21 protein-coding genes and 1 pseudogene are annotated in these 22,753 nt (G+C 51.1%); 12 read left to right on the forward strand and 10 right to left on the reverse strand.

What is annotated here, in order from left to right; all coding sequences use genetic code 11:
• Positions 1-273 precede the first annotated feature (273 nt).
• Positions 274-726, forward strand: coding sequence for a GFA family protein (locus MIH19_RS06895; RefSeq protein ID WP_249008158.1), 453 nt, complete (start codon positions 274-276; stop codon positions 724-726).
• A 111-nt stretch (positions 727-837) separates the two neighbouring features.
• Positions 838-1,719 (forward strand): hypothetical protein, encoded by an 882-nt coding sequence (locus MIH19_RS06900; RefSeq protein WP_014871205.1) that lies wholly within the window; start codon positions 838-840, stop codon positions 1,717-1,719.
• A gap of 631 nt (positions 1,720-2,350) precedes the next feature.
• Here MIH19_RS06900 and MIH19_RS06905 read toward each other — a convergent pair.
• The 7 genes from MIH19_RS06905 to MIH19_RS06935 all read right to left on the reverse strand — a co-directional run bounded on the left by MIH19_RS06905 (position 2,351) and on the right by MIH19_RS06935 (position 10,345).
• Positions 2,351-2,932, reverse strand: coding sequence for an O-methyltransferase (locus MIH19_RS06905; RefSeq protein ID WP_249008159.1), 582 nt, complete (start codon positions 2,930-2,932; stop codon positions 2,351-2,353).
• Position 2,933: 1 nt separating this feature from the next.
• Complete coding sequence (locus MIH19_RS06910; RefSeq protein ID WP_249008160.1) at positions 2,934-3,428, reverse strand: TSUP family transporter; 495 nt, start codon at positions 3,426-3,428, stop codon at positions 2,934-2,936.
• Positions 3,429-3,703: 275 nt separating this feature from the next.
• On the reverse strand, positions 3,704-4,231 hold the full coding sequence (locus tag MIH19_RS06915; RefSeq protein WP_249008161.1) for a cupin domain-containing protein: 528 nt from the start codon (positions 4,229-4,231) through the stop codon (positions 3,704-3,706).
• Complete coding sequence (locus MIH19_RS06920; protein WP_249008162.1) at positions 4,222-6,003, reverse strand: FAD/NAD(P)-binding protein; 1,782 nt, start codon at positions 6,001-6,003, stop codon at positions 4,222-4,224. Before MIH19_RS06920 ends, MIH19_RS06915 begins: the two co-directional genes overlap by 10 nt.
• Positions 6,004-6,052: 49 nt before the next feature.
• Positions 6,053-7,348: a pyridoxal phosphate-dependent aminotransferase gene (locus MIH19_RS06925; RefSeq protein ID WP_249008163.1), complete on the reverse strand. Its 1,296-nt coding sequence runs from the start codon at positions 7,346-7,348 to the stop codon at positions 6,053-6,055.
• Positions 7,349-7,378: 30 nt separating this feature from the next.
• Positions 7,379-8,224 carry an iron-containing redox enzyme family protein gene (locus MIH19_RS06930; RefSeq protein WP_249008164.1) on the reverse strand — a complete coding sequence of 282 codons (846 nt, stop codon included), beginning with the start codon at positions 8,222-8,224 and terminating at the stop codon, positions 7,379-7,381.
• Between the two features lie 804 nt (positions 8,225-9,028).
• Positions 9,029-10,345 carry an IS1380 family transposase gene (locus MIH19_RS06935; protein ID WP_249008165.1) on the reverse strand — a complete coding sequence of 439 codons (1,317 nt, stop codon included), beginning with the start codon at positions 10,343-10,345 and terminating at the stop codon, positions 9,029-9,031.
• A gap of 126 nt (positions 10,346-10,471) precedes the next feature.
• On the opposite strand from MIH19_RS06935, the gene MIH19_RS06940 reads away from it, so the two are divergent.
• Positions 10,472-11,182: a LuxR family transcriptional regulator gene (locus MIH19_RS06940; protein ID WP_249008166.1), complete on the forward strand. Its 711-nt coding sequence runs from the start codon at positions 10,472-10,474 to the stop codon at positions 11,180-11,182.
• Here the strand turns inward: MIH19_RS06940 and MIH19_RS06945 are convergent, their stop codons facing one another.
• Together MIH19_RS06945 and MIH19_RS06950 are read right to left on the reverse strand one after the other, a co-directional pair.
• A complete protein-coding gene (locus MIH19_RS06945; protein WP_249008167.1) occupies positions 11,183-11,815 on the reverse strand; it encodes an acyl-homoserine-lactone synthase in 633 nt (210 codons plus the stop codon).
• Between the two features lie 128 nt (positions 11,816-11,943).
• A pseudogene (locus MIH19_RS06950) lies at positions 11,944-12,108 on the reverse strand (transposase domain-containing protein); the annotation flags it as partial.
• 793 nt (positions 12,109-12,901) lie between these two features.
• Here MIH19_RS06950 and MIH19_RS06955 point away from each other — a divergent pair.
• The 3 genes from MIH19_RS06955 (at position 12,902) to MIH19_RS06965 (ending at position 15,764) form a co-directional block, all read left to right on the forward strand.
• On the forward strand, positions 12,902-14,050 hold the full coding sequence (locus MIH19_RS06955; protein WP_249008168.1) for a HipA domain-containing protein: 1,149 nt from the start codon (positions 12,902-12,904) through the stop codon (positions 14,048-14,050).
• Positions 14,043-14,330, forward strand: coding sequence for a helix-turn-helix domain-containing protein (locus MIH19_RS06960; protein ID WP_249008169.1), 288 nt, complete (start codon positions 14,043-14,045; stop codon positions 14,328-14,330). The genes MIH19_RS06955 and MIH19_RS06960 overlap by 8 nt, the downstream gene beginning before the upstream one ends.
• Positions 14,331-15,188: 858 nt before the next feature.
• Positions 15,189-15,764: a TIGR00730 family Rossman fold protein gene (locus tag MIH19_RS06965; protein ID WP_249008170.1), complete on the forward strand. Its 576-nt coding sequence runs from the start codon at positions 15,189-15,191 to the stop codon at positions 15,762-15,764.
• Between the two features lie 42 nt (positions 15,765-15,806).
• Here the strand turns inward: MIH19_RS06965 and MIH19_RS06970 are convergent, their stop codons facing one another.
• A complete protein-coding gene (locus MIH19_RS06970; RefSeq protein WP_249008171.1) occupies positions 15,807-16,715 on the reverse strand; it encodes a LysR family transcriptional regulator in 909 nt (302 codons plus the stop codon).
• Between the two features lie 107 nt (positions 16,716-16,822).
• Here MIH19_RS06970 and MIH19_RS06975 point away from each other — a divergent pair, with 107 nt between their 5' ends.
• From MIH19_RS06975 to MIH19_RS07000, 6 genes are all read left to right on the forward strand, one after another.
• Entirely contained in the window at positions 16,823-17,620 is a 798-nt protein-coding gene (locus MIH19_RS06975; RefSeq protein ID WP_249008172.1) for an isochorismatase family cysteine hydrolase, read from the forward strand.
• 93 nt (positions 17,621-17,713) lie between these two features.
• Positions 17,714-18,505, forward strand: a complete 792-nt coding sequence (locus MIH19_RS06980) for an SDR family NAD(P)-dependent oxidoreductase (RefSeq protein ID WP_249008173.1) — start codon at positions 17,714-17,716, stop codon at positions 18,503-18,505.
• A gap of 41 nt (positions 18,506-18,546) precedes the next feature.
• Positions 18,547-20,016: an allantoinase AllB gene (allB, locus tag MIH19_RS06985; protein WP_249008174.1), complete on the forward strand. Its 1,470-nt coding sequence runs from the start codon at positions 18,547-18,549 to the stop codon at positions 20,014-20,016.
• Entirely contained in the window at positions 20,013-20,885 is an 873-nt protein-coding gene (locus MIH19_RS06990; protein ID WP_249008175.1) for an ABC transporter ATP-binding protein, read from the forward strand. Before allB ends, MIH19_RS06990 begins: the two co-directional genes overlap by 4 nt.
• Positions 20,885-21,664, forward strand: a complete 780-nt coding sequence (locus tag MIH19_RS06995; RefSeq protein WP_249008176.1) for an ABC transporter permease — start codon at positions 20,885-20,887, stop codon at positions 21,662-21,664. The genes MIH19_RS06990 and MIH19_RS06995 overlap by 1 nt, the downstream gene beginning before the upstream one ends.
• A 31-nt stretch (positions 21,665-21,695) precedes the next feature.
• On the forward strand, positions 21,696-22,715 hold the full coding sequence (locus MIH19_RS07000) for an ABC transporter substrate-binding protein (protein WP_249008177.1): 1,020 nt from the start codon (positions 21,696-21,698) through the stop codon (positions 22,713-22,715).
• Positions 22,716-22,753: the final 38 nt, after the last annotated feature.

Below are 22,753 nucleotides of genomic sequence, written 5' to 3' on the forward strand. Positions count from 1 at the left end.
CGCCTGGTTCGGTGCTTGGAAAACAGCCATTCTAAAGGAGCTGGGCGTTTCTGCGGGCGAACGCTGGAAAAACGGGTACCTGAGAGGTAGTCTGAGGGAAATCACAACAAGGAACCGCCTCATGAAGGATCGAATGAGACCAAAACCCGCCGACATTGCTTCGTACCGGGCCCCAGATGTACCGTTCAGGCTTCGCCTCCAAATTACTTTATCCTTAAGCATCGTTCGATAGCTGCGGAGTTGGCGGCTTAGTCCAACAGACATTTAAAGGTCATGCTGCGCACGACCATTAAATGCTTAGGTGTTATCACACAGGGAGGTAAATCAATGATCCTATCAGGCAGCTGCCTCTGCGGTGGTGTCAAATACGAGGTGAATGGCGGTTTAAGCGATGTTTATAACTGCCATTGCTCTATGTGCCGCAAGCTCCATGCGGCGGCGTTCCGAACATGTGCAAAGGTACAAGCTATTGACTGGCGGACCATCCAAGGCCAAGAACTGCTCAAGAACTACGAGTCATCGCCAGGAGAGTTCAAGGTTTTTTGTTCAAACTGCGGGTCGAGCATTCATACGAAGTTCAATGCAATGCCAGAGGTCTACGCGCTTCCTTTGGGTACCCTCGACAACGATCCAGGCGTGCGCGCAAGTCGCCATGTATTCGTGGGCAGTAAGGCACCGTGGTTCGAGATTACGGATGGTTTGCCTCAGTTTGCCGAGAATGCCTGACGCAGTGATAACAAGGCCAGGCACGGCGACGCCTTTTTCGTTGCGGCTTCGCCCCCACTACAAAGCCGCGCATGCTGGCGGCGTTATGCAGAAAATGAGTAGGAGGCTTGCATGCCGAGAAGAATAAGTTCCGCGCAAATGAGCAGCAAGCTCAGGCAGGCACAGAATAAACAGAAACAGGCTATAGCCAAGTATAACCGTGAGGTCAGGCAGCATAATCAGAAAGTTAAGCAGGCAGTTAATAGATACAATAGCGAAGTAAGAAAACACAATGCGAGGGTCAGGGCCAATCGACTAAAGATCGATTCCGAACTCCGAAAAATGAGGTCGTCTAACTCGTCTCAATACCAGATAGTTAGAACTTCCGCCATGACGCTCAATACTTATTATGAGCGTTTAGATGCTAGAGAGAATGATTTTGAACATTCCAACTTTGGCTATGACTTCTTAGACAGATCAGAGCAAGAAAATGCGAATAGCTTAGCTCTTTCAAACACACTTGAATCTGACGTTGAGGATAGCGAAGGGCAGCAATCCGATCTCCTTCGCACTGAGATCGACGACATGCTGCAAGAGTTGTCGCCCGAGTTGAGCAATCGCTGGAAGGGAGCCTTATTCTCTTTGAATCCAGAAAACCCGGATGCGGCTCGACATTTCTGCACAAGTGCCCGAGAAGTTTTTGTCCAAATTTTAGACATCAACGCTCCAGATGAAAAAGTGATGGAAAAAGCACCGGATTGCGATAAGACTCCTCAAGGTCAACCAACGCGCAAAGAGAAAATTAAGTATTTGCTGGGGCGTTCCGGAATACTCACAGAGGAAGCTGTCAATTTTGTGGATGAGGATGTCAAAAATGTGCTCAGCCTCTTTCGTGTTTTCAATGATGGCACTCATGGGTCATCCGGGAAATTCGGCATCACAAAGTTGCTATCGATAAAAAATAGGGTTGAAGATGGAATTGCTTACCTGTTTTCAATCTGTCGTCATGCATAATCGGGTAGCCAGGGGTATCTAACCCCCAGCCCCCACAACACCCTGCATGCGGGACCGCACAGGGCGTTTCTCGAAAACGTTTAGAGCAAGTCGGCCAATTACCTCCTGCTTGCCCCAATGATGGCTTCTGATTTTGCGCCAATGTTCCTAGGTCCGGTCGGATATGGAATCATTGAGCTGCACAGGCTCCTCATTGATTTTCGAGTTCAGGCCTTCACCATGTCCCACCCATTACGATGGGCATTCGGCTACTATGCCCTCTGCTGACTTCTGCTCAATCACCAGTGGGGTTACCCATCGACCACGAACATTAAATTCATCCGGCACCGTCTTGAAAAGCGGTTCCAGCACAAGCGCTTCTGGTGTTCGATAGGCATTAAAGTGCCTGGCTAGTGCGACCCTTATCTCTCCCGCACGCTGCGAGAGCCCCTGATCTGCACACCACGCATCGAACGCGCGCAGTAAACTCAGAGAATTTATCATCTCGCAGTATGAGTGATGGCTGACGATCCCGAACCTTTTTGCTTGGTACGACAGAAGGAGAAACAGAAGGAACCGGCAGAACGATAACTTCCAGGTTAGGATCAGTATCGGTACAAACTGATTGGCAGGTTAGTAGCAACACGAAAGGCTAAGCCGATCTATGTACGACATACTCTCCTTTTCCCAGAGGAAGTAGAACCGTCGAAAAGCCCTCCAAATTATCAAAATAGTGCATAAAGCTCCTAAGCTCTGCTTCATGAGAGACTGCGTTGTCACAAATGATGACTCCACCAGGAGGAAGGCGCCGAAGGAGATCATCAACAACGGAAAGATAAAGGCTACGATCACCATCTAGGAAAATCAGATCAAAGTAGTCCTCAGAGCATTTAAGGTAATCAGCAAAGTCCTGGTGGACCATATCAATCTTGTCAGAGATCCCTAAAGAGCAGAAATTCTCCTTAGCTTCGTCATGCCTAACAAGCCTGTTGTCGACAGTGACAATCCTGCCATCATCGGGTAAAGCCAAAGCGAGCCAGCTTGTTGAAAACCCGTTTGAGGTGCCAAACTCCAAGACTCTTAAAGCTCCTGTAGCCTGAACGAACAAAAAAAGAAACTCGCCCGTATCGCGCGTAATATTAAGATACTTATCGGCACGGTGAACGGCTGAATAGTCATTATCAACGCCACGACGCTCGATCTCATCTAGTAAAGCAATTCGAACCTTCGACATATTAAATGACCTTTCGAATAATAACGTTCAGGTTAGAATATAATATGTAGCTGCCAAGAGAAAAAAGTGCGAAATAAAAAAGATGCAGAAAGACTGAAGAAGGTATCTTTTTACGAACAGCAGAACCCAAAGCCATTCCAACAAAGGCAGGAAAAAGAGATAAAACCGACAACAAGCCAATCTCCAATGTCAGAAAACCTCGCCAGTAAAGAGTGGCCGCTAACGCAATCGACGAGAGCGAGAATAATATCCCCATAGCCTGTATGAGCATATCCCTGCTCTGAAAAATTGACTGAAGATAAAAAACTCCTGGGACAGCGGAAGATCCAGTAACCCCTGTGAGAATACCGTTGCAGATGCCCATGCCAATGCTCACTACTCGACCATGATCTTTACTGATGGTGATAGGAACTCTCATCAGACCGAGGAATGAGTAAAACAAAAGTACAGTAGCGAGAATTAGTGAAGGAACCTCGCTGTCCACAAATGTCGACATCCAACTCCCCAAAAAAACGCTCGCGGTTGCCGCAAAAAAAAAATTGAATGGGTCTTCAGAATAGGCTTTAGCTGAGCGCCATACACAGCTTGAACCAAGTTCGTGACCAACGCCGGCAAGGCCACGACGGCCATAGCCGAATTGATGCCAATAGAAGCCGTAACGATCCCGAGTACAAGAGGAGGCAGACCAAGACCGACCACGCCCTTTGTAAAACCTGCAACAAAAAAGGCAGTCAATATGATGAAGAGGACATCAACGTTAAGATCCATATGCTAGACCAGAGCGTCAACAAGAGGATAAGGAGTTTCTTTGCCATTCATCGCAAAAGACCTGAGTGCCATAACAACATCCCTAGTCTCCTCATCTGAGAGCATTTCAGGTTTATTTTCCTCAAACTCATCGGCCAGTCGGACGATGTCAGGCTTTCTGTTTTCGATAAACACTACAGAACAGGAGGAGGTATCAATCGGAAATTGGTTTAACTCTGACTGAAGCTCGGCATGGTTCCTCTTAAACTGAATATTGAAATCGCCAAGCTGCATAAGCGCGTAGCGACTTTCCTTACCGGCACTTTCGCCATTGCTAAACCTATGGAGCGTCCCGATTGGAATCTGAAAGATCCCGCCCCGCTGTACCTTCACTCTTCGTTGGAGGTCGGGGAGCTCAATAACAATGCTACCTTTTGAGCAATACATGATGTCAGAGACTCTGTCATGTTTGTGAAAAGGAACGGACTTATGATCCAGGTTAAAAACACTAACGCGAATACCTTTTTGGTAGTAAAACTCTTTCATTTCCATGATGCTGTCCTCACTGTCTTTGCGCTAATTAAACGCGGAGAGCTAGTCTGCAATCTATCAGAGAGATACTGGGCCCACTCTTTTGATATCCACGACGAGGCTTCGATGATCGCGTCGGCGAAGTTTCTCTCGTTCTGCCAGAAACGTGTTATTACGCCTAAAGAATAAATGTGCTGAGACACATATTTACCATCAGTATCTGACAGACCAGAATTTTGTTGGGAGCAACTCAACGCCCGATATGTGTCAAAACCATCTAGAGCAATACCTCCTGGCTCATATCCAACTTCAAGATGTGGGAGGATTTCTCCCCTTTTTAGAAGCGCTTTTATAAAAGTTGAAGGGTGTCTGCTAAGAATGAAATCCTGACCGAAAGCATTGATGACTAAATCGTATTCAGAATCAGAACAACCGCCTCCAGACGTCGTAATAGGGCTACCGAGTTCGCTTAGGTCACTATTGCTCGAGCCATGCGTCCCCAAAGCACTAGTTTTTAAAACACCAGCATTAAAGAGAGCAAGAAGCTTTTCTGCGTTTAGCTGCGGTATAGGCACAGCTGTTCGAATAAAGTGAGAGTCAAATCTTTGGTCATATATACGTTTATCCTTCGAATTAAGATGACGATAAAATTTTAGACGCCTAGCCTTAAGGATCACCGAGTGTATTACATCATTTAGTATGGGCAGATCTGCATCGTAGTTAAGCTTTTCTCGGGCGCTCTGGAACGGCGGATCTACAACGTGTCGGAGGGAAGCCCCCCCTTGAGAAGCTGTCCTAATTTCTTGGTCGATTTGGTCCAGGAAAGAAGCAAGGTTTTTATTATCAGGATTGTTACTCATCAGCTCTTCGTAGCTTTCGGTGATGAGATACTGAAAGTCATGAGCTACTACACCCCCCCGAGCGGCCGGGAAAAAACCTGAACGACTAACGGCTGTAATATTGACTTGGGGACCAGATGGTTTAGAAATGTATGCTACAACGTGACCTTCTTCAGAATACGTAAAGTAGCCTTGTGATGCTGCAGTAAGGATAGAATCAATCGCACTGGGCCCCATGCCTTTAACGTATACGTTAATTACTCTTTTCACGCTAGTTAGAGCTTCGATCCTACGATTAATAGCGCTGGCCGGATAAGGAGGGATGCTAAGCGTGTCTTCTTTCTGCGACTCGCTTTCCTGCGGCGAGCTTGGCGTCCAGTGCCCTGTTGATAATAATACCTTATCGAGGTTACTTATCTTCGTTAGTTCGCCTGTACAAAGATTCTTAAGAATTATTGTAAACTTATTGCGTTGTTCATACCCATCGATCGCGCAACTATGGTTGAAGCTGCAAACCCTGATGCCGTGCTGTTCTGCAAGATTTACAGCGTCATGGAACCTCTCATTTAAATAAATTCCAAACAGCCGACGAGGATAGAAAGCATCGGGGTCAGGACACCAATGGCTTAGATCAGTATGCGGATGAGTCACGTTGATAAGACTCCCATATTTTTCGACAATTCGCTTTCTGTTTGATGCAAGCCAACTAACAAAGTCATTATCTTTGACTGCCATTTTGCATGCTTGGTTATTGCAAAGATGGTTGTCTAAGGTTTCATTCATGCTATAGGCTAACCCTGGTCCGTTCACAGATCTTGGCTCTACAGTAAATATTATGACTCCCGTCAACTCAGCACGTGTGGCGATAAGGTTATCGACTAAATGAACCAGGGTTGCTGTGCCAGAGAAACCGGTCCCGATAATACCGAAGTTTATTTCCAGGCTGGCGTTCATGAGACATGGTTCTCCATCCAGATTATCTTCACGGTGTATGTCGACCTAATTAACCAGCTAAAGCTAACAGATCATCAACCGACCTCAATATTCTGCACGACGCGTCTTTTAGTACACCTCGAGAACGACCGCAATTCACTCTCACGTAATAGTCCATGTCTGGCACGTTTTCTGCAAAATGTGCACCGCTAATTGTCGCTACTCTGGCTTCGTTCAGGAGGAAATCATCTGCGCGAGAGTAACCCTTAGCTTGAATCTCTTCTTTCAGCGAAGTCAGATCGAGAAACGCGAAATATCCGCCTTCAGGTACCGGCGCGACTAGCCCAGGGATTTGGTTTAGTCTATCAAGAAAGAATGACAGGTTTCGTCGAGCCCTCCTCGCGCGCTCAGAGGCAACTTTGTCCATATCGGGCTGCATGGCGGCATAAGTAGCGATTTGGCCATAGGTAGAAGCGAAGGAATTTAAGTTAACTTGGACCTTTTCCATGTGTCTAATCAAACTTTTAGCCGAGCATATGTATCCAATTCGGTCGCCGTGCATACCATAAGTTTTGCCTGGCCCAGTAACAATCGAAGTACAATCGCGCATGGAGTACTTTCGGCCGCACTTAAGGTCAATCACTACTGAAGATATAGTTGCGGGCCTTTGGTACAAAATATGGGATTCATACGGACAATCGTAAAGGACGTGGATCGGAGAGGAACCATTGTTCTCTCTCTCTACATTATGTTTTGCTATTACTTCTGCAAGGCTTTCCAGTTCCGAGATTGAGTAGATCTTACCTGAGGGATTGACGCAGTCACCCAGAATAACTATCTTTGTTCGTGGTGTTATCGCGTCTTCAAGATCTTCAGCGGTGATTCCTTTGGCTCGAAAGTGGTCCGTATAAACGCCCCTCACCCGCGCACCGTGAAGCTCAACCATATCAAAATAGTGAGGCCAATTAGGCAGGGGTACCACTACTTCGTCATTAGGATTGAGGACTGTATGAAAAACTACGCTTATTGCGCCTTTGATTCCACCTGGCGTTATCATAATTTCATCGTCTGGAGAGTAATAAACGTCTCTTAATCTCTTAACTCTCTCAGATACAGCATTTCGTAGAAAATGGAAGCCAGATACTGGACAAAAATCATGGATAGTGCTTGGCTCTTTCTTGATAAAATCAATTACAGCTTCATCTATCTTGTTACTAGTCTTCTCATCCAGAGAACCAATACTAAGATCGATCACTTCGTTGTTAAAACCTGGTTGCTTGTTTAGTTCAGCAATTTTGGCCTTTGTACCGTGTGTTATCGATTCTCTGAGATACTTCGCCCTTTCTGAAACAGAATTGTTGCTCATGTTTTATCCTTATCAAGCTCAAGATTAATTTCAGGCAAGAACCAAGCATTTCTGATACATAGCATCCCACATTTCTTGCTGAACCTCGATTGCGCCCAAGGCTCCATGCTTTATTTCGTTGTAATCTTCACGTGTCTTACAGTTGTTTATTACGCACATACGCGCGTCTTCCGCATGCCTTTCCTCAACGCCACTTTCAACATGGCTGTTGAAGTAAACTTCTACTTTGTTTTGATAAACGTCCTCTGGTAGTTTTTTTCTGTTCTTTCGGAATGCATCCCTAAAGTTGGTAAGCATGATATCAGCATGGGTCTCCAATGCCATGGCCACACCCAGCATACGAGGATAACTGTCGCTTATAAGCTCCTGGATACGTTCACGGTATGCAACGGTCTCGGGGATAATGTACTCGCTGTATTTCGCTTCTTGAACTTTGGTTGGGGCGAGCGAAAACTCAGTCTCTCCGTAAATATTGAGTGCGTTTTCCATAAAGAACTCATGGCAGTGGGCTTTATTCCCGAACCCTGTCTCCTCACTGAGGATGTAAGCGAAGAGGATTAGCGTGTCCATGTCATTCACTGCTGCAGACCTAGCACAGACATGCGCAATCCCCTTAACCGTCAGTTCAGTACGGTAAAAGAAATTTGCTCGGTAAAGCTCGTAGGTCTGTGGGTTCCACTCGTTTTCCTTTATGTACTGAAAATAGTCGTTATTGAAAACTGGGTGCGTGCTAAGTCCTTCAAAGAAATCATTAAGATTAGAAGCTACATTATCAGTCTCGGCTACGTTCATAGTTTTACCCTCTAGCGCAATTATTTTCGGTCCCAATATTTTTCCTGCCATTAATGCGATGCTGACGACAAGAGGTATCACCACGACTTATACCTACCTGGCTTCGTTTTAATAACTGTACTTAGGTACAGGCAGCGCTGTTTTATTTCGTATCCAGGTTTGCTCTTCCATGGGACTCGATCTTGTCCTGAATAAACTCCGCCAGCACCAGGCCGCTTGAATCTCTGCCTCGGAAGGGGAACCTGATCCTAATTAGCAAAATGGTTGATAGTCGTCGAGTTCTGTGACGCCCCTCACATACTTTATGCGCTTGATCTTGGGATGTTGAGGCTCCTCGACTGAGTTGCCACAAGCATTTTCGCCTGCCAGGCGATGGCCTGCTGGCAGAATAGTGGTTAAGAACTCGAATTTTGGTCCAAACTGTGAACCTAAATTTGCTGGGTCTCTTTGAAGGGGTTTTTATGTTGAATCACAGTAGCGTTCGTAACGCGGGGTATGTATCTTTTTAAGCTATGGCCAGGAAGCGTCCTGGGAGAAAAGTATGTGCACATAAATGGTGGTTTGAGGTGCTGCCTACCAGCGGTACATTTAAACGACCGTCGACCCGTTCGAGTATAAAGAACCCTTTATACTGAACTACAATATCTAAGACTTGAATCAGTGACTTTGTTCCCAATATAGCCGGCAGGGCCCTGATTTATCCAGACCAAACCGTTTTTTGAAGCGACTCGTGCCAGAGGAGCCGTCTTTGAGGTAAATCCGTGATCTTGCCGCTGATAACGGCGACGAATTGATTAATTTTCGATCAGGTTCCGGTATTCAGGCAAGAGCAGCCCGCCCCACGCGAGATGGCGGGGTGATAACGGGTAACGGAGTGGGTCAATGGGTCTATCCGGACGCGGTAAGGTCTCGGTAGAGGTCCCGACAAACACCAAAGCCCGGGCAGTGTCGACCAAAACGCAGCAACCACTGGCGGCCCCTGTGGATCAGGCGGCAGGCCATAGACATCAGCTCCTGCATGACCGTTCTCAGACGGCGGCGTTTGGCCGGGTGTCGTATCGGAGCCTCCGGGCCGGTGAGCCTCAGTCCCATCCAGCGCAGCAGGTTGTAACCCAGTGTTGCAAAAGCCATCACCAGGTTATTGGTGTCGAACTTGCCCGAGGGTAAACGCTCCAGATCCAGATCGGTCTTGAACTCACTGTGGAATTGTTCGCTGGTGGCATGATCGCGGTACAGGTCCATGGCCTGCTGCTCCTCTGCCACGCTGGCAGGCAGGGAGGTGACCCAGCCTTCCAGGCTGACTTCCGGCTCCAGATACAGTTGACCCTGGGGGTCACTGGTGCGGACCATCACCTTGACGATTCGGCGAACCCCAGGCTCGTCCGGCAGTTCCTCAGACAGGACGGCTTCCATCTTGCCGTGACGATCCAACGTCCAGGCTTTTTGTGATTGGGCCTTGTCCGCCCACATCAAAGGACCCTGTTTGCGGGGGTTCCATTTGATCAGAAAATCGACGTGTTCCTGTCCACGCAGAAAGTTCCGGTTCTCACGGGCGTCATGAGCGCTGTCCAGACGCAAAAGAAGGGGCGCGGTCGTCAGTTCACGGGCCCGTGGCAGGATACGCTTCAGGGTGTCCACAAAGCCCTTGTTGGCATGTTGGCTGCCGGGGCGCAGTTCGCAGCCCATGCACCAGCCTTCCTGGCCCAGGTAGGCCGCGATCGGTGCATAGCCGTCATAGCCTTTGTAGGTGTAACTGACACCCTCCTTGTGGGTCTGGCTGTTGTCCATGGGAAACACATCCATGTCCAGCGCTACATGCCCCATCGCCAGCGGGGTAACCGGGGCCTTGATGGTTTCTAAAAACTCAGCGCTGGCGTCGTTCAGCAGGGGCGTCAGCTGCACGGCATCTTCATCAAAACGTTGCCGCAACCGGGCCGAGGACGGTGATTGCTTGATCCCCGTGGCCGACTTGAAGAAGGGATCCGGGCGCACCGTTTCAGCCGCCGCGAAGTCGCTTTTGCCCACGCAGATCAGCCCCAGATAAGTCCGCAGGAGATCGATGTTCGGGATGCCGTGACGTTTGACGACCGTACGGGCCGTTTTCGTCAACGAGGTATGCTGGTTAAGGCAATGTCCCACCAGAGCGAGTCCGCCGTGGGGTGTATAGACTTCGGTTTCGGATTGTTGGAGAGTGAAGGTAGGCATGGGCCGATGCACCGACTGGGTGAATAGATTTTAGGTGCAATTATACCTTTGAAAGCCTTGCTACTAAAGGCTTTCAAAGGTATTTAGGCCGTGCAAAGTCACGGATTCAGGTAAGAGGGAGCTTTTATGTTGCGCTATATTGAGGATAAAATAAATGGGCTCGCCTCCTCTGACGACTTTGAGAAGTGTTTTGAAGAGGTTCTTTTCCATTGCGGTGTTGATCGCTATTCATATGTGTACACTCCGTTGTTTCCAGGTAGAGTCACAGAAGTATTTATTTCTGGAAACTACGACAAAGGTTGGGTCGACAAATACAAGAGCGAGAGATTCTTTAGATCAGATCCGGTACTGCTGACCTCTTCTAATACATCGCTTCCTTTTTTCTGGGAACAAATACCAACTGAATCTAGAGGAAGTTCGTTAATTTTTGAACTTGCTCATGACTATGGTATTGAAAAAGGATTTTCTATACCTATTCATGATCCAGGCTCAGGTTTTGGCTCAGTTCACTTTACGTCAGATTCGAATGACTCGGGTTTCGAGGAGAGGATCATTAGCAATAGCACTGCGTTAAGGTTGTTATCTGCCATTGCACATGATCACTTTTCTAGCCACGCATCTCTGTCACAGAAACTCTACTTGAGCACCAGGGAGAAAGAATGCTTATATTGGGTTTCTCATGGAAAAACCTACAGTGAGGCTGGAATGATTATGGGTATCACTGAAAGGACGATCAAGTTTCACATAAACAACATGATGGTCAAGCTGGACACTATGAATGCAAAGCATCTGATATCAAAAGCAATTTCCTTGAACCTGCTACCCTCCAGCTTCTAGCTAACTCACTTTAGTCCTGTAGCTATAGTATTTCCCCGCTATTGCTGAGCGGACTTTAACCGAACAAGGTAGAAGTCCGTAGTGTATATCTTCGCTGAAGCTTCCTTTTCCTGATGCTAGGTACATCCCTTTCCAGCCAGTTAAGGAAAGGATTCTTTTCATCAACGGGTCTACTATTATCTCGTACCCTTCAATCCTATTTTCGAGCCCGTATTCTATCATAGCTAGAAACAGAAGAACTGTTCTTTCGCTTATAAAGCTTCCTCTGTTACTAACGTTACTTTCCTTATCGCTTTCAATTTCGATGTTAAACCTACTTGCTTCCCAAGTAGTAAACCTGTTTATCTTGCAGCCATCAGTTAATTCACCGAAATAAGTATTAGTCATATTCGGAATATATGAAGGTCTCAGCCTTACGCTTCCTACTAAGCAATCTCCATATTCCAGTATTAGGTAGTAAGTTCCCGCAGCGTCAAACTGATCTGCCTCTACATCCCCGCCTTTGTAGCTTTCTATATTCCACTTTAGCCTATCTATGAATTGATCGCGCCTCATTTGACAAAGCTTTTTTAGGGTACGCTCGCTTATATCGCTATACGATATTACTTTCGTTGTATTTTCTGATATAAACATGCCGATGCGCCCTACCTAGCTTATGGAGTAACTAGAAACTATCAAAGGGCTTATATGGTTGTTACTGTCCTAAAGGACAGGTGTTTGCTAGTTTCTTAGTAAGCGCCGTTAAATCGACCCACTTGTCCTCAGCCGATCTGCGGCACTTTTTTTGAAGCCCGTTCCAGGTCGACGTTCCACGGCAGCAGCGCTTCTAGCTTTTCCAGTGAATCTGCCTCGGCAATGCGATCCAGCACATGCTGGATATACTTCGAGGGCTCCAGACTGTTAGCTTTAGCGGTCTCAACTAAGGAAGACAGGATTCGAACCTGTGACCACTGCCTTCGGAGAGCACCGCTACAGTGCGTTTGTAAGAGGGTTTAATCGTCCTAAATCTGGAAAATCAAATACTTACTCCAAATCCCAGTGCAATAAAAAATCCCTATTTATCAGTATTTTGACCGATTGGCACCGATTTTGGGCACAAGAGTGATAGGGTTTCATTGTCCGAAAACAGGACATTTGATCGGTGCCCATGGTAGTCCTCGGAGCTAGTTGTTAGGATTTTACGCCTTGGAGAGTGGTTCGCAACTGTTAGGTAATTAGTGTCCGGAATTCGGACAAAGTTGAGGTCGTTGGTCCCTTTCAATCGTTTCGATTCGTTAACCGAAGAGCCGGCACACTGGGGCTCCTGGGTGGCAGCAGCGTCTATGCCAGCGAGCCAGTCTTTGTCGCGCGACGTTTATTCCACGAACTGTCTTAGACTTGGATCTATATACCATTCTGGTAGACTTTAGACGTCGGCTTTGTAGCATTATATATCACCATACTGGTATTTAAGTCAGTTAATGGCCACGCTAAAGTCCACTACAATGGTATTTAGGCATAGCGATGCAGAGCGAACAAAAGATCCTGACCGTACAGGTCTACTGGGACCACAAGTGGCACGACGCCGGTACCGTCCGGCTTCCGAACCCCAAAGCAGGCCTCACTGGTGACATGGCGTTCACCTACAACGGCCAGTATGTGAATGCGGTCACCACTGCGAAGAAGGGCTTGTCATTCAAGGACGAGCGGGCCATCGGTCACAACGTCCCAGGACACCTGATGAAAGGATACCCACGGCAGGCCCTTGCTCCGGTACTCCGAGACATTATCCCTCAGGGTGCCGGGCGACGGTATCTGCTCCGTCATTGGGACGTTCCCGGGGATCCGGGACCATCCGTTGACTTCAAATTGCTCAGCGAGGGGTGCATCGCACCGATCGGCAATCTGCGCATCAAGGAGGCCGCGGAGGCTTTCGAGTCTCAGGTAAAAGACACCAAAGTGGTTTCGTTCACCCAGGGAGAAATCAGCGATCGGGATGAGTATCTGCTGGAGTACGCCAATCAACTGGGTGTGGTCATCGGTGGTGCCACCGGCGCGGGCGGTGATGCGCCAAAGCTGCTAGTCGTCGAGGCTCGTGATGGGGGAGGCTTCTACCTTGAGGGGACCCTCCCGGAACCCGAAATCGCCAATCACTGGCTGGTAAAGTTTCCCCGAGGTCGCATGACGGCAGAGGATCAGGACATTCTGCGAGCAGAAGGGATCTTCTACCGGGCTTTAGACCAATTGGGCCACAATACTATCCGGGGTGCCCATGTGGTTGAAGGCAAGGTACCGGCACTGTGGCTTCCGCGATTCGATCGGGAGGTAACTTCGGACGGAGTTCGGCGGTACGGGGTCGAGTCCATGTACAGCCTCAACAAGATGATTGGTGATGGGGCTCAGATGAAACACACTGACGTTCTGGCGCGCCTGCGCGAGGCGATCACTTGCCCACCGGAGTTTGATGAAACCCTCTGTGAGTATCTGGTGCGCGATGTCATCAACTACACAATCGGCAACAGTGACAACCACGGGCGGAACACGGCTTTGATCAAACGTGACGGCCGAATCAGCCTGTCCCCGGCCTACGACCTGGCACCCATGGTGCTGGACAAGGAGGGCATTGCCCGAACGACGGTCTGGCCGAAGGATTACCAGTATTCGGTCTATGAGCCTAACTACCACAAGGTCATACAGGACTTTGCCGAGGATCCGGACACCACCCGGGCCCGAGTTATCGCCGAGCTGGAAAAGCTGGCGGACTTGAGAAAGAAGGTTGTGGACCTGGGTGCACCCGGGCGGGTCTTGGAGCACAAGAACATTGTCTTTGAGCGCCCGGCGCGGTTCCTGAAAACCCTGAAGAATGAGGGGGGAGGCGACGATGCCTAGAATGCCACCAAAGGTTGAAGAGCATAAGCGCCAAGTGGCCCAAGCCGAGCTTGAGAGACGCATGAAGCAGGGCAAGGTCTCGGTGGGGGCCGCGGTGCGTGAGATCCGCCAGCGCTTTGTCGGTATCACGCTGGAAGACTATGCTCGATTGTGTGGTCTGTCGAAGACCACCCTTATGAATATAGAGCGTGACGATCCCCGGGTTCTTCTGGAATCTGTTAAAAAAGCGGTAGAGCCATTGGGGTACCAATTGTCTCTGGTGCCTGCTGAGGATCTCTAGGGAAGCGGGTTTCCAAGCGTGGGGTCTGAGGTTTTCCTGGATTTCTGACGCAGGGAAGGGGACATTGGCGATTACTTGATGGGCTACTGCAACTGGGAGCGCTCCCATGCAACCAATGACGGAATGCCACCGGTGGTCGCGTAACGAAAAACTAAAATACTGTCCGGTATTAGTTGACCACTACAATATCGCCTGATCGCCAGCGATGCGGCGTTTAAATCATCGATGCAGCAGGATATGAGGAATGCGATTGGGTAGTAGGCAGTGTGTGTCCGAATCGTCCTGTGCCGAAACAGGACAAAGGTCAGAATTACCACGCCAAGAAAAAGCGATTTAACACCGTGGAAACAATTTGGGCACAGCCAAATAAAAAGGCCCGACGCTTTCACGTAAGGCCTTGAAAAATAAGGCGCGTCCGACAGAATTCGAACTTGGGGTCACTGCCTTTTTTTGGGGGGCCGCTACAGTGCGTTTTTAAGAGGGTTTAATCGACCTAAATCCGGAAAATCAAACACTTACTCCAAACTTTCATGCTATAAAAATCCATATTTATCAGTATTTTGACCGATTTACGCACAAGGCTAATGGAAATTGGGTGTCCGGGAATCGGACTTTTTATCGGTGCCCTCAACCATGTATTTGGATAGGTTACGTCTTGCTGGTCGGTTCGCAAGTGTTGGGATTTGAGTGTTCGAAAGTCGAGTTTATCTGTGCCTTTGTCATGTATTCAAAAAAAACAGTCGATCAGTTAGGATATAAAATGAAGTTGATGTCGGCCAAGGCCAGACATGATCAGGATCTTGCCCGTAACCCGTCGTCCTAAATCTTAGAGCCGATACTGAAAGGAGCTCCTCACACATGCGAAATATTCGCAGCATTGCCGTTTTCTGTGGCTCCAACATGGGGGCCAGTTCTGTCTATGCCGAGCAGGCAGAGGCGCTTGGCGCGACGCTGGTGGAAAACGGCGTCACACTGGTTTACGGGGGCACGCACAAGGGCCTCATGGGGGTTCTGGCTGATGCAGTGCTTAGCCGGGGCGGCCGCGCCCATGGGGTCATAACGGAACGCTTGCAGGCCAAGGGGCATATACATCCCAACCTGACGGACAGCGAGATTGTACCGACCATGCGGACGCGCAAGGAGCGCATGGCAGAGCTCGCGGATGCCTTCATCGCACTGCCCGGTGGTATTGGAACCATGGAGGAATTCATGGAAGCCTGGACGCTTAACCAGTTAGGCGAACTGGACAAGCCTGTGGGCCTGCTTAATATTAACGGTTTCTTCGAGCCTTTCATGGCCTTTATCGACCAGATGATCAAAGAGGCCTTCCTTCCACCGTCTCATCGTCAGTCCATGGTGCTGGAATCCGATCCCCGGCAGTTGCTGGATGGCCTGCGCAATTTCCAACCAGTCACCGTACCCAAGTGGCTTTAACGGTGCTGGCCTGACGGGCTTTGTCGCGCCAATGTAATTCCACTAGCCGATGGGTGCGGTGGCGTTAAGCGCGACACTTACCTGATCCGCAAATTTAGCCGCCGCCACGGATAAGGTTCTGCCTCGTAACTGAGCACAGACCAGCGGAGCGGAGGGTAGGTCACGCCGACTAATCGGCGTGGACACTAGGTTGCTATGCTCGTCGTCCGACGCAGCACCGATTTTCACCTGAAAACCGATACTCTGAGCATCCGCAAGCAGTCCACGCATCAGCTCGAAGGAGTCGGTTTCTGCCATGACCTGCACGTTATTACAGCGTCGCAATAGCACCGTATCCAGCAACTCTCGCACGCCCAGCTCTGGGCTGGGCAGCACCAGTGGATAATCTAGACATTCACTAAATCTGAGCTCAGGTTTGCCAGCCAGGGGGTGCTGCCGACTCATAATAGCCATCACCGGTTCTGCCACCATCACCAGCGGAAGTATGTCTGAACTCAGTTTGGGAAGTACCACAAGGGCCAGATCGGCCTCATAGGCAACCAATGCGGCTACCGACTGCTGCCTGCTGACAATATGGACGCCAAATGAAACGGCTGGGAAGCGTTCGCGAAATCGATTGATCTGTGCCGGCAGGAAACGGGTAGCCAGGGCCTGGCTTGCAACGATCTCCACCCGTCCCCGCCGCAACCCCTTCAGCCCCTCGATTTCCGAGCGCACACGGTCGACGTCCGCCAGATTGCGCCGCACGTAACCAAGAAAAATCTCCCCTGCCGCAGTCAGGCGCATTCCCTTGGCGTGACGCTCGAAAATTGCGACGTCCAACTCTTCCTCGACTTGCTGAACCCGCCGGTCAAGCGCCGAAGGCGTGATGTGGAGGCTCTCGGCGGCGCGTCTGATCGACCCGGCGCGTACGACGGCATCGATGTACTCGAACAGGCGAAGGTGTTTCATGCTCGTTTCCTGTGTTGCGTTTTTTCGAACACTATACCTATAAAATAGCAATAGCACGCATCATTGGTCCGGCGTAGTCTCCATGATAAGCATTCAGGAGACAGTTTATGAAGCCCCGGCAACACGCAGACTCTTGTTCGATTCACTCCAGTGCGCATTCGGTTTCCTGTGCCAACCTGGTGCACTTGCGCGGCTTGGTGCGACCAATGCAGTTCCAGGCTGAACCGGTCCCGGTACAGGTTGACTTGTCCCGCTCCGCGCTGGTTGTGGTGGATATGCAGAACGATTTTTGCCACCCCAGGGGCTGGTTCTCCCTGAGTGGCACCGATGTTGCCTATGCAAGAGCACTGATTCCGGTTTTAAGAGCGGTAATGACGTCTGCCCGTCACCAGGCTATGCCGGTTATTCACCTGCACTGGGGCGTGCGCCCGGACTGTCTGGAAATGCCACTGGGAAATTTGCGTTTGGCAACGCGTTTTGGCGCTCGCACCGGCTACGGCGAAACGCCACCCGGAGGACTGGGGCCGGCATTGGTGGCGGGGAGCTGGGGTGGCCAGGCAATCGCGGAACTGGCGCCGGAAGAGGGTGACATCATTGTTCACAAAAACCGTTTCAGTGGCTTTTGGCACAACGAGCTGGACGCCATCCTGCGTCGGCTGGACATCAGCACCTTGTTCTTTGCCGGTATCAATACAGAACGCTGCGTGCTGGCAAGCATGCAGGACGCCACCTTTCTTGGCTACGACGTGCTGTTGATCGAAGACGCAGCGGCATCACCCGCGCCGCTAGCTTCGACTCAGGCTGCACATGAACTTATTCGCCAGATTTACGGCTTCACTCTGTGTGCCTCCGATTTTATCCAACCTTCCGGCATAAGCAACGCCCCGGAAACACACGGAGACTGAGCCCATGAACGATCAACGCCTGCTCTGGCGTGGCAGTCGGTCAAGCGCTCCAGTTTTGACTGACATTGTCTGAATTTTACTGAGGAACAAAGAATGCGTCTTGAGTTGAAAAACAAGGTGGTGCTGATTACCGGGCCGGCCAAGGGCATGGGCGAGTCCATCACTCGGGCTTTCGCCGGGGAGGGCTGCCGGCTGGCGCTGCTCGCCCGGGATATCGACGCCGTGGCCGCCCTTGCGGAAAGCTTGCGGGCGCAATCAACAGAGGTGCTTCTGATCCCCTGTGACATCACCGATTCAGCCCAGTGTGTTGCAGCAGTGAGCGCTGCCTGCGAGGTTTTTGGAATCGTCCATGTGCTGGTCAATGTGGCCGGGGGCTCTGGTCCCATCGGTAAGACCGGCGCAGAGACCACGGCCGAAGAGTTTGACGAAATCGTGCGCCTGAATATGACCGGGTGCTTTAACACGATCCGGGCTGTCCTGCCGGGAATGATCGAGCAGCAAGAAGGCAAGATCGTGAACATCGGTGGCACCTTCGGCATGCGCGGTAAGTCGGGACGCATGGCTTATTCCGCCTCCAAATGGGGCCTGCGGGGAATGACCAAGAGCTTCGCTCTGGAGGCAGGTCCACACAACATCAACGTGAATATTGTTGCACCCGGCATGGTGGATGGCCCGCGTTTTCGCACAAAAGTCTGCCTGGAAATGGCCGGGCGGCTGGGCATCAGCGAGGAGGAAGCGGCGCGACGACACAGTGAGGATTATGCGTTGCGCCGGGTCTCCACGGCGAATGACGTTGCCAACGCTTGCCTCTTTCTCGCCAGCGATTGCTCGCGCCAGATAACGGGCGTTGATCTGCCAGTGGACGGTGGCTGGGCCTCACTCTAACGAAAACTCTTATGACGGGAACTCTTATGACAGGAACTCTTATGACAGGAACTCTTATGACCTCTGCAGTCACGGCCGATCTGGTGATTACCGGCGGCACGATTGTTACTCACGAAACCACAATCCGTGCGGCCCTGGCCATACGAGACGGCGTCATCGTCGCTATTGGCGACGAAGAGTCCATGCCTGCTGCCAAGGAAACACTGAATGCCGATGGCATGTATTTGTTGCCCGGTGCCATCGACGTTCACGTGCACTTTCGCGACCCTGGCTACACCCACAAGGAAACTTGGGAGACTGGCACTGCAGCTGCCGCAATGGGCGGCGTTACTACGGTGTTTGATATGCCCAACACCAATCCGCCCACTGGCACGCTGGAGGCATTGCAGCAAAAGCTGGCTCTAGCGGACCAACAGGCCTATGTGGATTTTGGTATCTACGGGCTGCTTGGGGCAGAAAATATCGACGAGCTGCAGGACCTGGCCGAAGGCGGCATCATCGGTTTCAAGTGCTTCATGGGTAATACCTTCGGTAACCTGCCGGCACCGTCCACTGGCGCCATGCTCGAAGCCTTCGAGCGCGTGGCGCCCACCGGGCTGCGCGTGTCCCTTCATGCGGAGACGGCTTCGGTCATGGCCTGGCGTTACGAGCGGCTGCGGGCCGCGGGGCGCAATGATCCGCTAGCGCACATCGCCGCGCGGCCCGCAGTGGTTGCCATTGAGGCAGTGTCTCGGGCTGCCATACTTTCCGAATGGACCGGCACTCGCGTCCATGTTCTGCACGTCTCCTCCGCCGATGAGTTGCGGCCTCTGCGCGAGGCCAAGCAGCGCGGTGTGGACATCACCTGCGAAACCTGTCCCCACTACCTGTTACTGAACACCGATGACTACGACCGGCTCGGAAGCCTCATCCGGGTTAATCCGCCGGTTCGTGAAGCCACGGATTCGGCGGCAATCTGGGACGGCATTCGCGACGGTACGGTGGACATGATTGCCACCGATCATGCACCTCATACGCCGGAAGAAAAGTGTAACGACAACATCTGGAAGGCCGATTGTGGTTTCCCCGGTGTGGAAACGCAGATGCCCCTCATGCTGACCTCGGTGAACAATGGCCAGATCAGCATCCATGATTATGTGCGGTTGACGGCCGTATCCCCGGCCCGCGCCTGGGGACTTTACCCACGCAAGGGCGCTCTGATCCCCGGCTCCGACGCCGACATCGCCATTGTCGATATGGCCCGAAAGACGACTATTCGGGAGTCAGAACTGCACTCGACCAGCGCCCGTATTTCTCCCTATAACGGCTGGGAGGTAACCGGCTTGCCGATTCACACGCTGGTGCGTGGTCGGTTCGTGATGCGTGATCGCCAGCTTGTCACCGAAGCACGGGGTCACGGCAGAACGGTCAAGCCGTTGCAGAAAATGCCTCCTGCCCGCGTGACCAATGCTGACAAAACCCTTGCCGCTGAACTTGCAAAGGCGCCTGCAAAAGGACGCAATGAGTTATGAATACATCGCCACTCACCTTTGCCAAAGCAGCCTGGGAGCAAGAGCACCACGAGGTGCCGAAAATCGAAGCCGTCAAGCTGGAGAACGCGGAGGTTGTTTATGGAAGTGGCAAAAAGACAATTCAGGCGCTTGCGCCTACCTCCATGACTATTGAGCAGGGCGAATTCGTCGCCCTGGTCGGCCCATCCGGCTGCGGTAAATCGACAATTTTGAAGCTTGTCAGTGGGTTGCTTCCCGCAACCCACGGGCATGTACATGTCGGCGGCCGCGAGGTCGGGGCAAAAAGGATCGGCGTGGGAATGGCGTTCCAGAACCCTACGCTGTTGCCCTGGCTAAGTGTGCGCAAGAACGTAATGCTGCCGTTGAAAATCGTTCCACCCTTCCGCGACCGCTATCAAAAAGAGCGCAACGGTGAGTTCCGGGACCGGGCGGAATCCCTGCTGGAGAAGGTCGGGCTGGCCGGTTTTGGCGACAAGCAACCCTGGGAATTATCCGGCGGCATGCTGCAGCGTGCATCTCTCTGTCGTGCGCTGATCCATGACCCGGCGATGCTGCTTCTAGATGAACCCTTCGGCGCCCTGGATCAGTTCACCCGTGAAGAACTTTGGGACACGCTGCAGAGCCTTTGGCAGGAGACCAAGCCGACCGTTCTGCTAGTGACCCATGACCTGCGCGAAGCCGCCTATCTGGGAACGCGGATCTGTGTCATGAGTCCGCGCCCTGGCCGGATTCTGGATGATCGTGAAGTCCAACTGCCACGACCACGCACCATCGATATGACGTTTTCGCAGGAGTTCGTTAGCCTCACCCAGCAAATGCGGCAGTTGATAACCCACACACGACTGGATCTGCCAAAGGAGAAAAGCTGATGGAAATTTCTGCTCAGTTTCGTCAGAAGCTTGCTTCCGGCGCGCTCATTATTGGGTTCTTCCTGGTCTGGGAAGTTTTTTGTGTCGTCTTTTCTATTTCGGAAATCGTGCTGCCTCGGCCAAGCCAGATCATGGCAACGCTGATTGATCGGTTTCCGGCATTGATGCCCCATATGATGCAAACGCTTGGTACCACACTGGCCGGATTTGCACTCGGCGTCAGCTCTGGGTTGCTGATCGGCGTCATCGTCGGCTCTTCGCGCATGGCCTACGATACGGTGTACCCGTTGCTTGTCGGCTTCTCTTCGATTCCCAAGGTGGCGGTTGTTCCCATTTTCGTGCTTTGGTTCGGCAGCGGCACGCTACCGGCTGTGTTGACTTCTTTTGTGATATGCATCTTTCCGGTTGTTGTTAATGTGGCTACGGGCCTTGCAACGACTGAACCGGAACTTGAAGACGTGCTGAAGGCGCTTGGTGCCAAACGCCGCGAGATTCTCTGGAACGTGGGTTTGCCGCGAACCATGCCGTATTTTTTTGCATCGCTGAAAGTGGCCATAACCTTGGCTTTCGTCGGTACCGTGCTGGCCGAGACCATTGCCTCAAATCGCGGCATTGGCAACGTCATGATGATTGCTACCTCTACGTTTGATGTTCCACTGGTATTCGCCGGACTGTTTTTGCTGGCTTTTCTGGGCGTGATTCTTTACGTGATTTTTACCCTGATTGAGCGGCAAGTGACGGGCTGGGCTACGCGCAAGTCTGATCTTCCAACTGCTTAATCATCATTCTGAAGCCATGAGGAGCTACACCATGAAATTTCATCACCTCGCCATAAAAGTTGTTGCAGCCGCAACCATGCTGATGTCGTTTAGCGCCGCTGCGGATCTGACGAAAATTAATTTTACGCTGGACTGGCGAATACAGGGCGTGCATGCCTGGTATTACCTGGCCGACGAGCTCGGTTATTTCGAGGAAGAGGGGTTGGATGTGCAAGTCGATCAGGGCGAGGGGTCCGCCGCGACTGTCAGTCGCATCATGTCAGGCGCCTATGATGCCGGCTTTGGCGACATGAACGCTATTATCCAGAATGCAGCCATTCATGAGGGCAAAAACCCTGTCATGGTCTATCAGGTCTACAATCAGCCACCATTTGCCGTGCTGACCCGGTCTGATGGTCCCATAAAGTCCATCAAGGACCTCGAAGGGGCTAATCTGGGTGGTCCCGCAGGAAGTGCTGCCACCGTACTTTTCCCCGTCATGGCTAACGCTGCGGGAATCGACGTCGACACCATCGAAATCACTAATGTTGCCTCTAGCCTTCAGGAACAGTTGTTAAACAATGGCACGGTCGACGGTTCACTGGTATTCAACGTCACCAGCTACATGAATTTGGTATCTCAGGGGCTGGATCCCGAAGAAGACTTTACCTGGTACCGCTTTGGTGATTATGGGGTAGAGATCTATTCTAACGGCGTCATGGTCTCGCCTGAGCTAATAAAGGAAAAGCCCGAAGCCGTTGCAGGGCTTGTTCGTGCCATAAACCGGGCGTTCCACGAAGTGCGCGCAGATCCAGCGGCCGCCATGAAGGTACTGGTGAGCGTGGAAGGTTTTCTGGACGCTGACGCCGAGGCCAAACGCCTGCAGTTTGCCATGGACAACCTGATTGTTTCTGACGAGTCTAGCAAGATCGGCATCGGGGCGGTCGACCCTGAGCGTCTTGGCCGGTCCATTGACACCATCGTTAAACTCTATGATCTGAAAAGAACGCCAACCGTCGATGAGGTGTTCTCAGCCGACTTTTTGCCGCAACGAGATAAACGCGAACTTTAAGCAAGGGTCACGGGCAGGATCAGGCCGGTTTTTTGCCG

The organism is Marinobacter sp. M1C, from assembly GCF_023314135.1.
In the GTDB taxonomy this organism is placed as follows: domain Bacteria; phylum Pseudomonadota; class Gammaproteobacteria; order Pseudomonadales; family Oleiphilaceae; genus Marinobacter.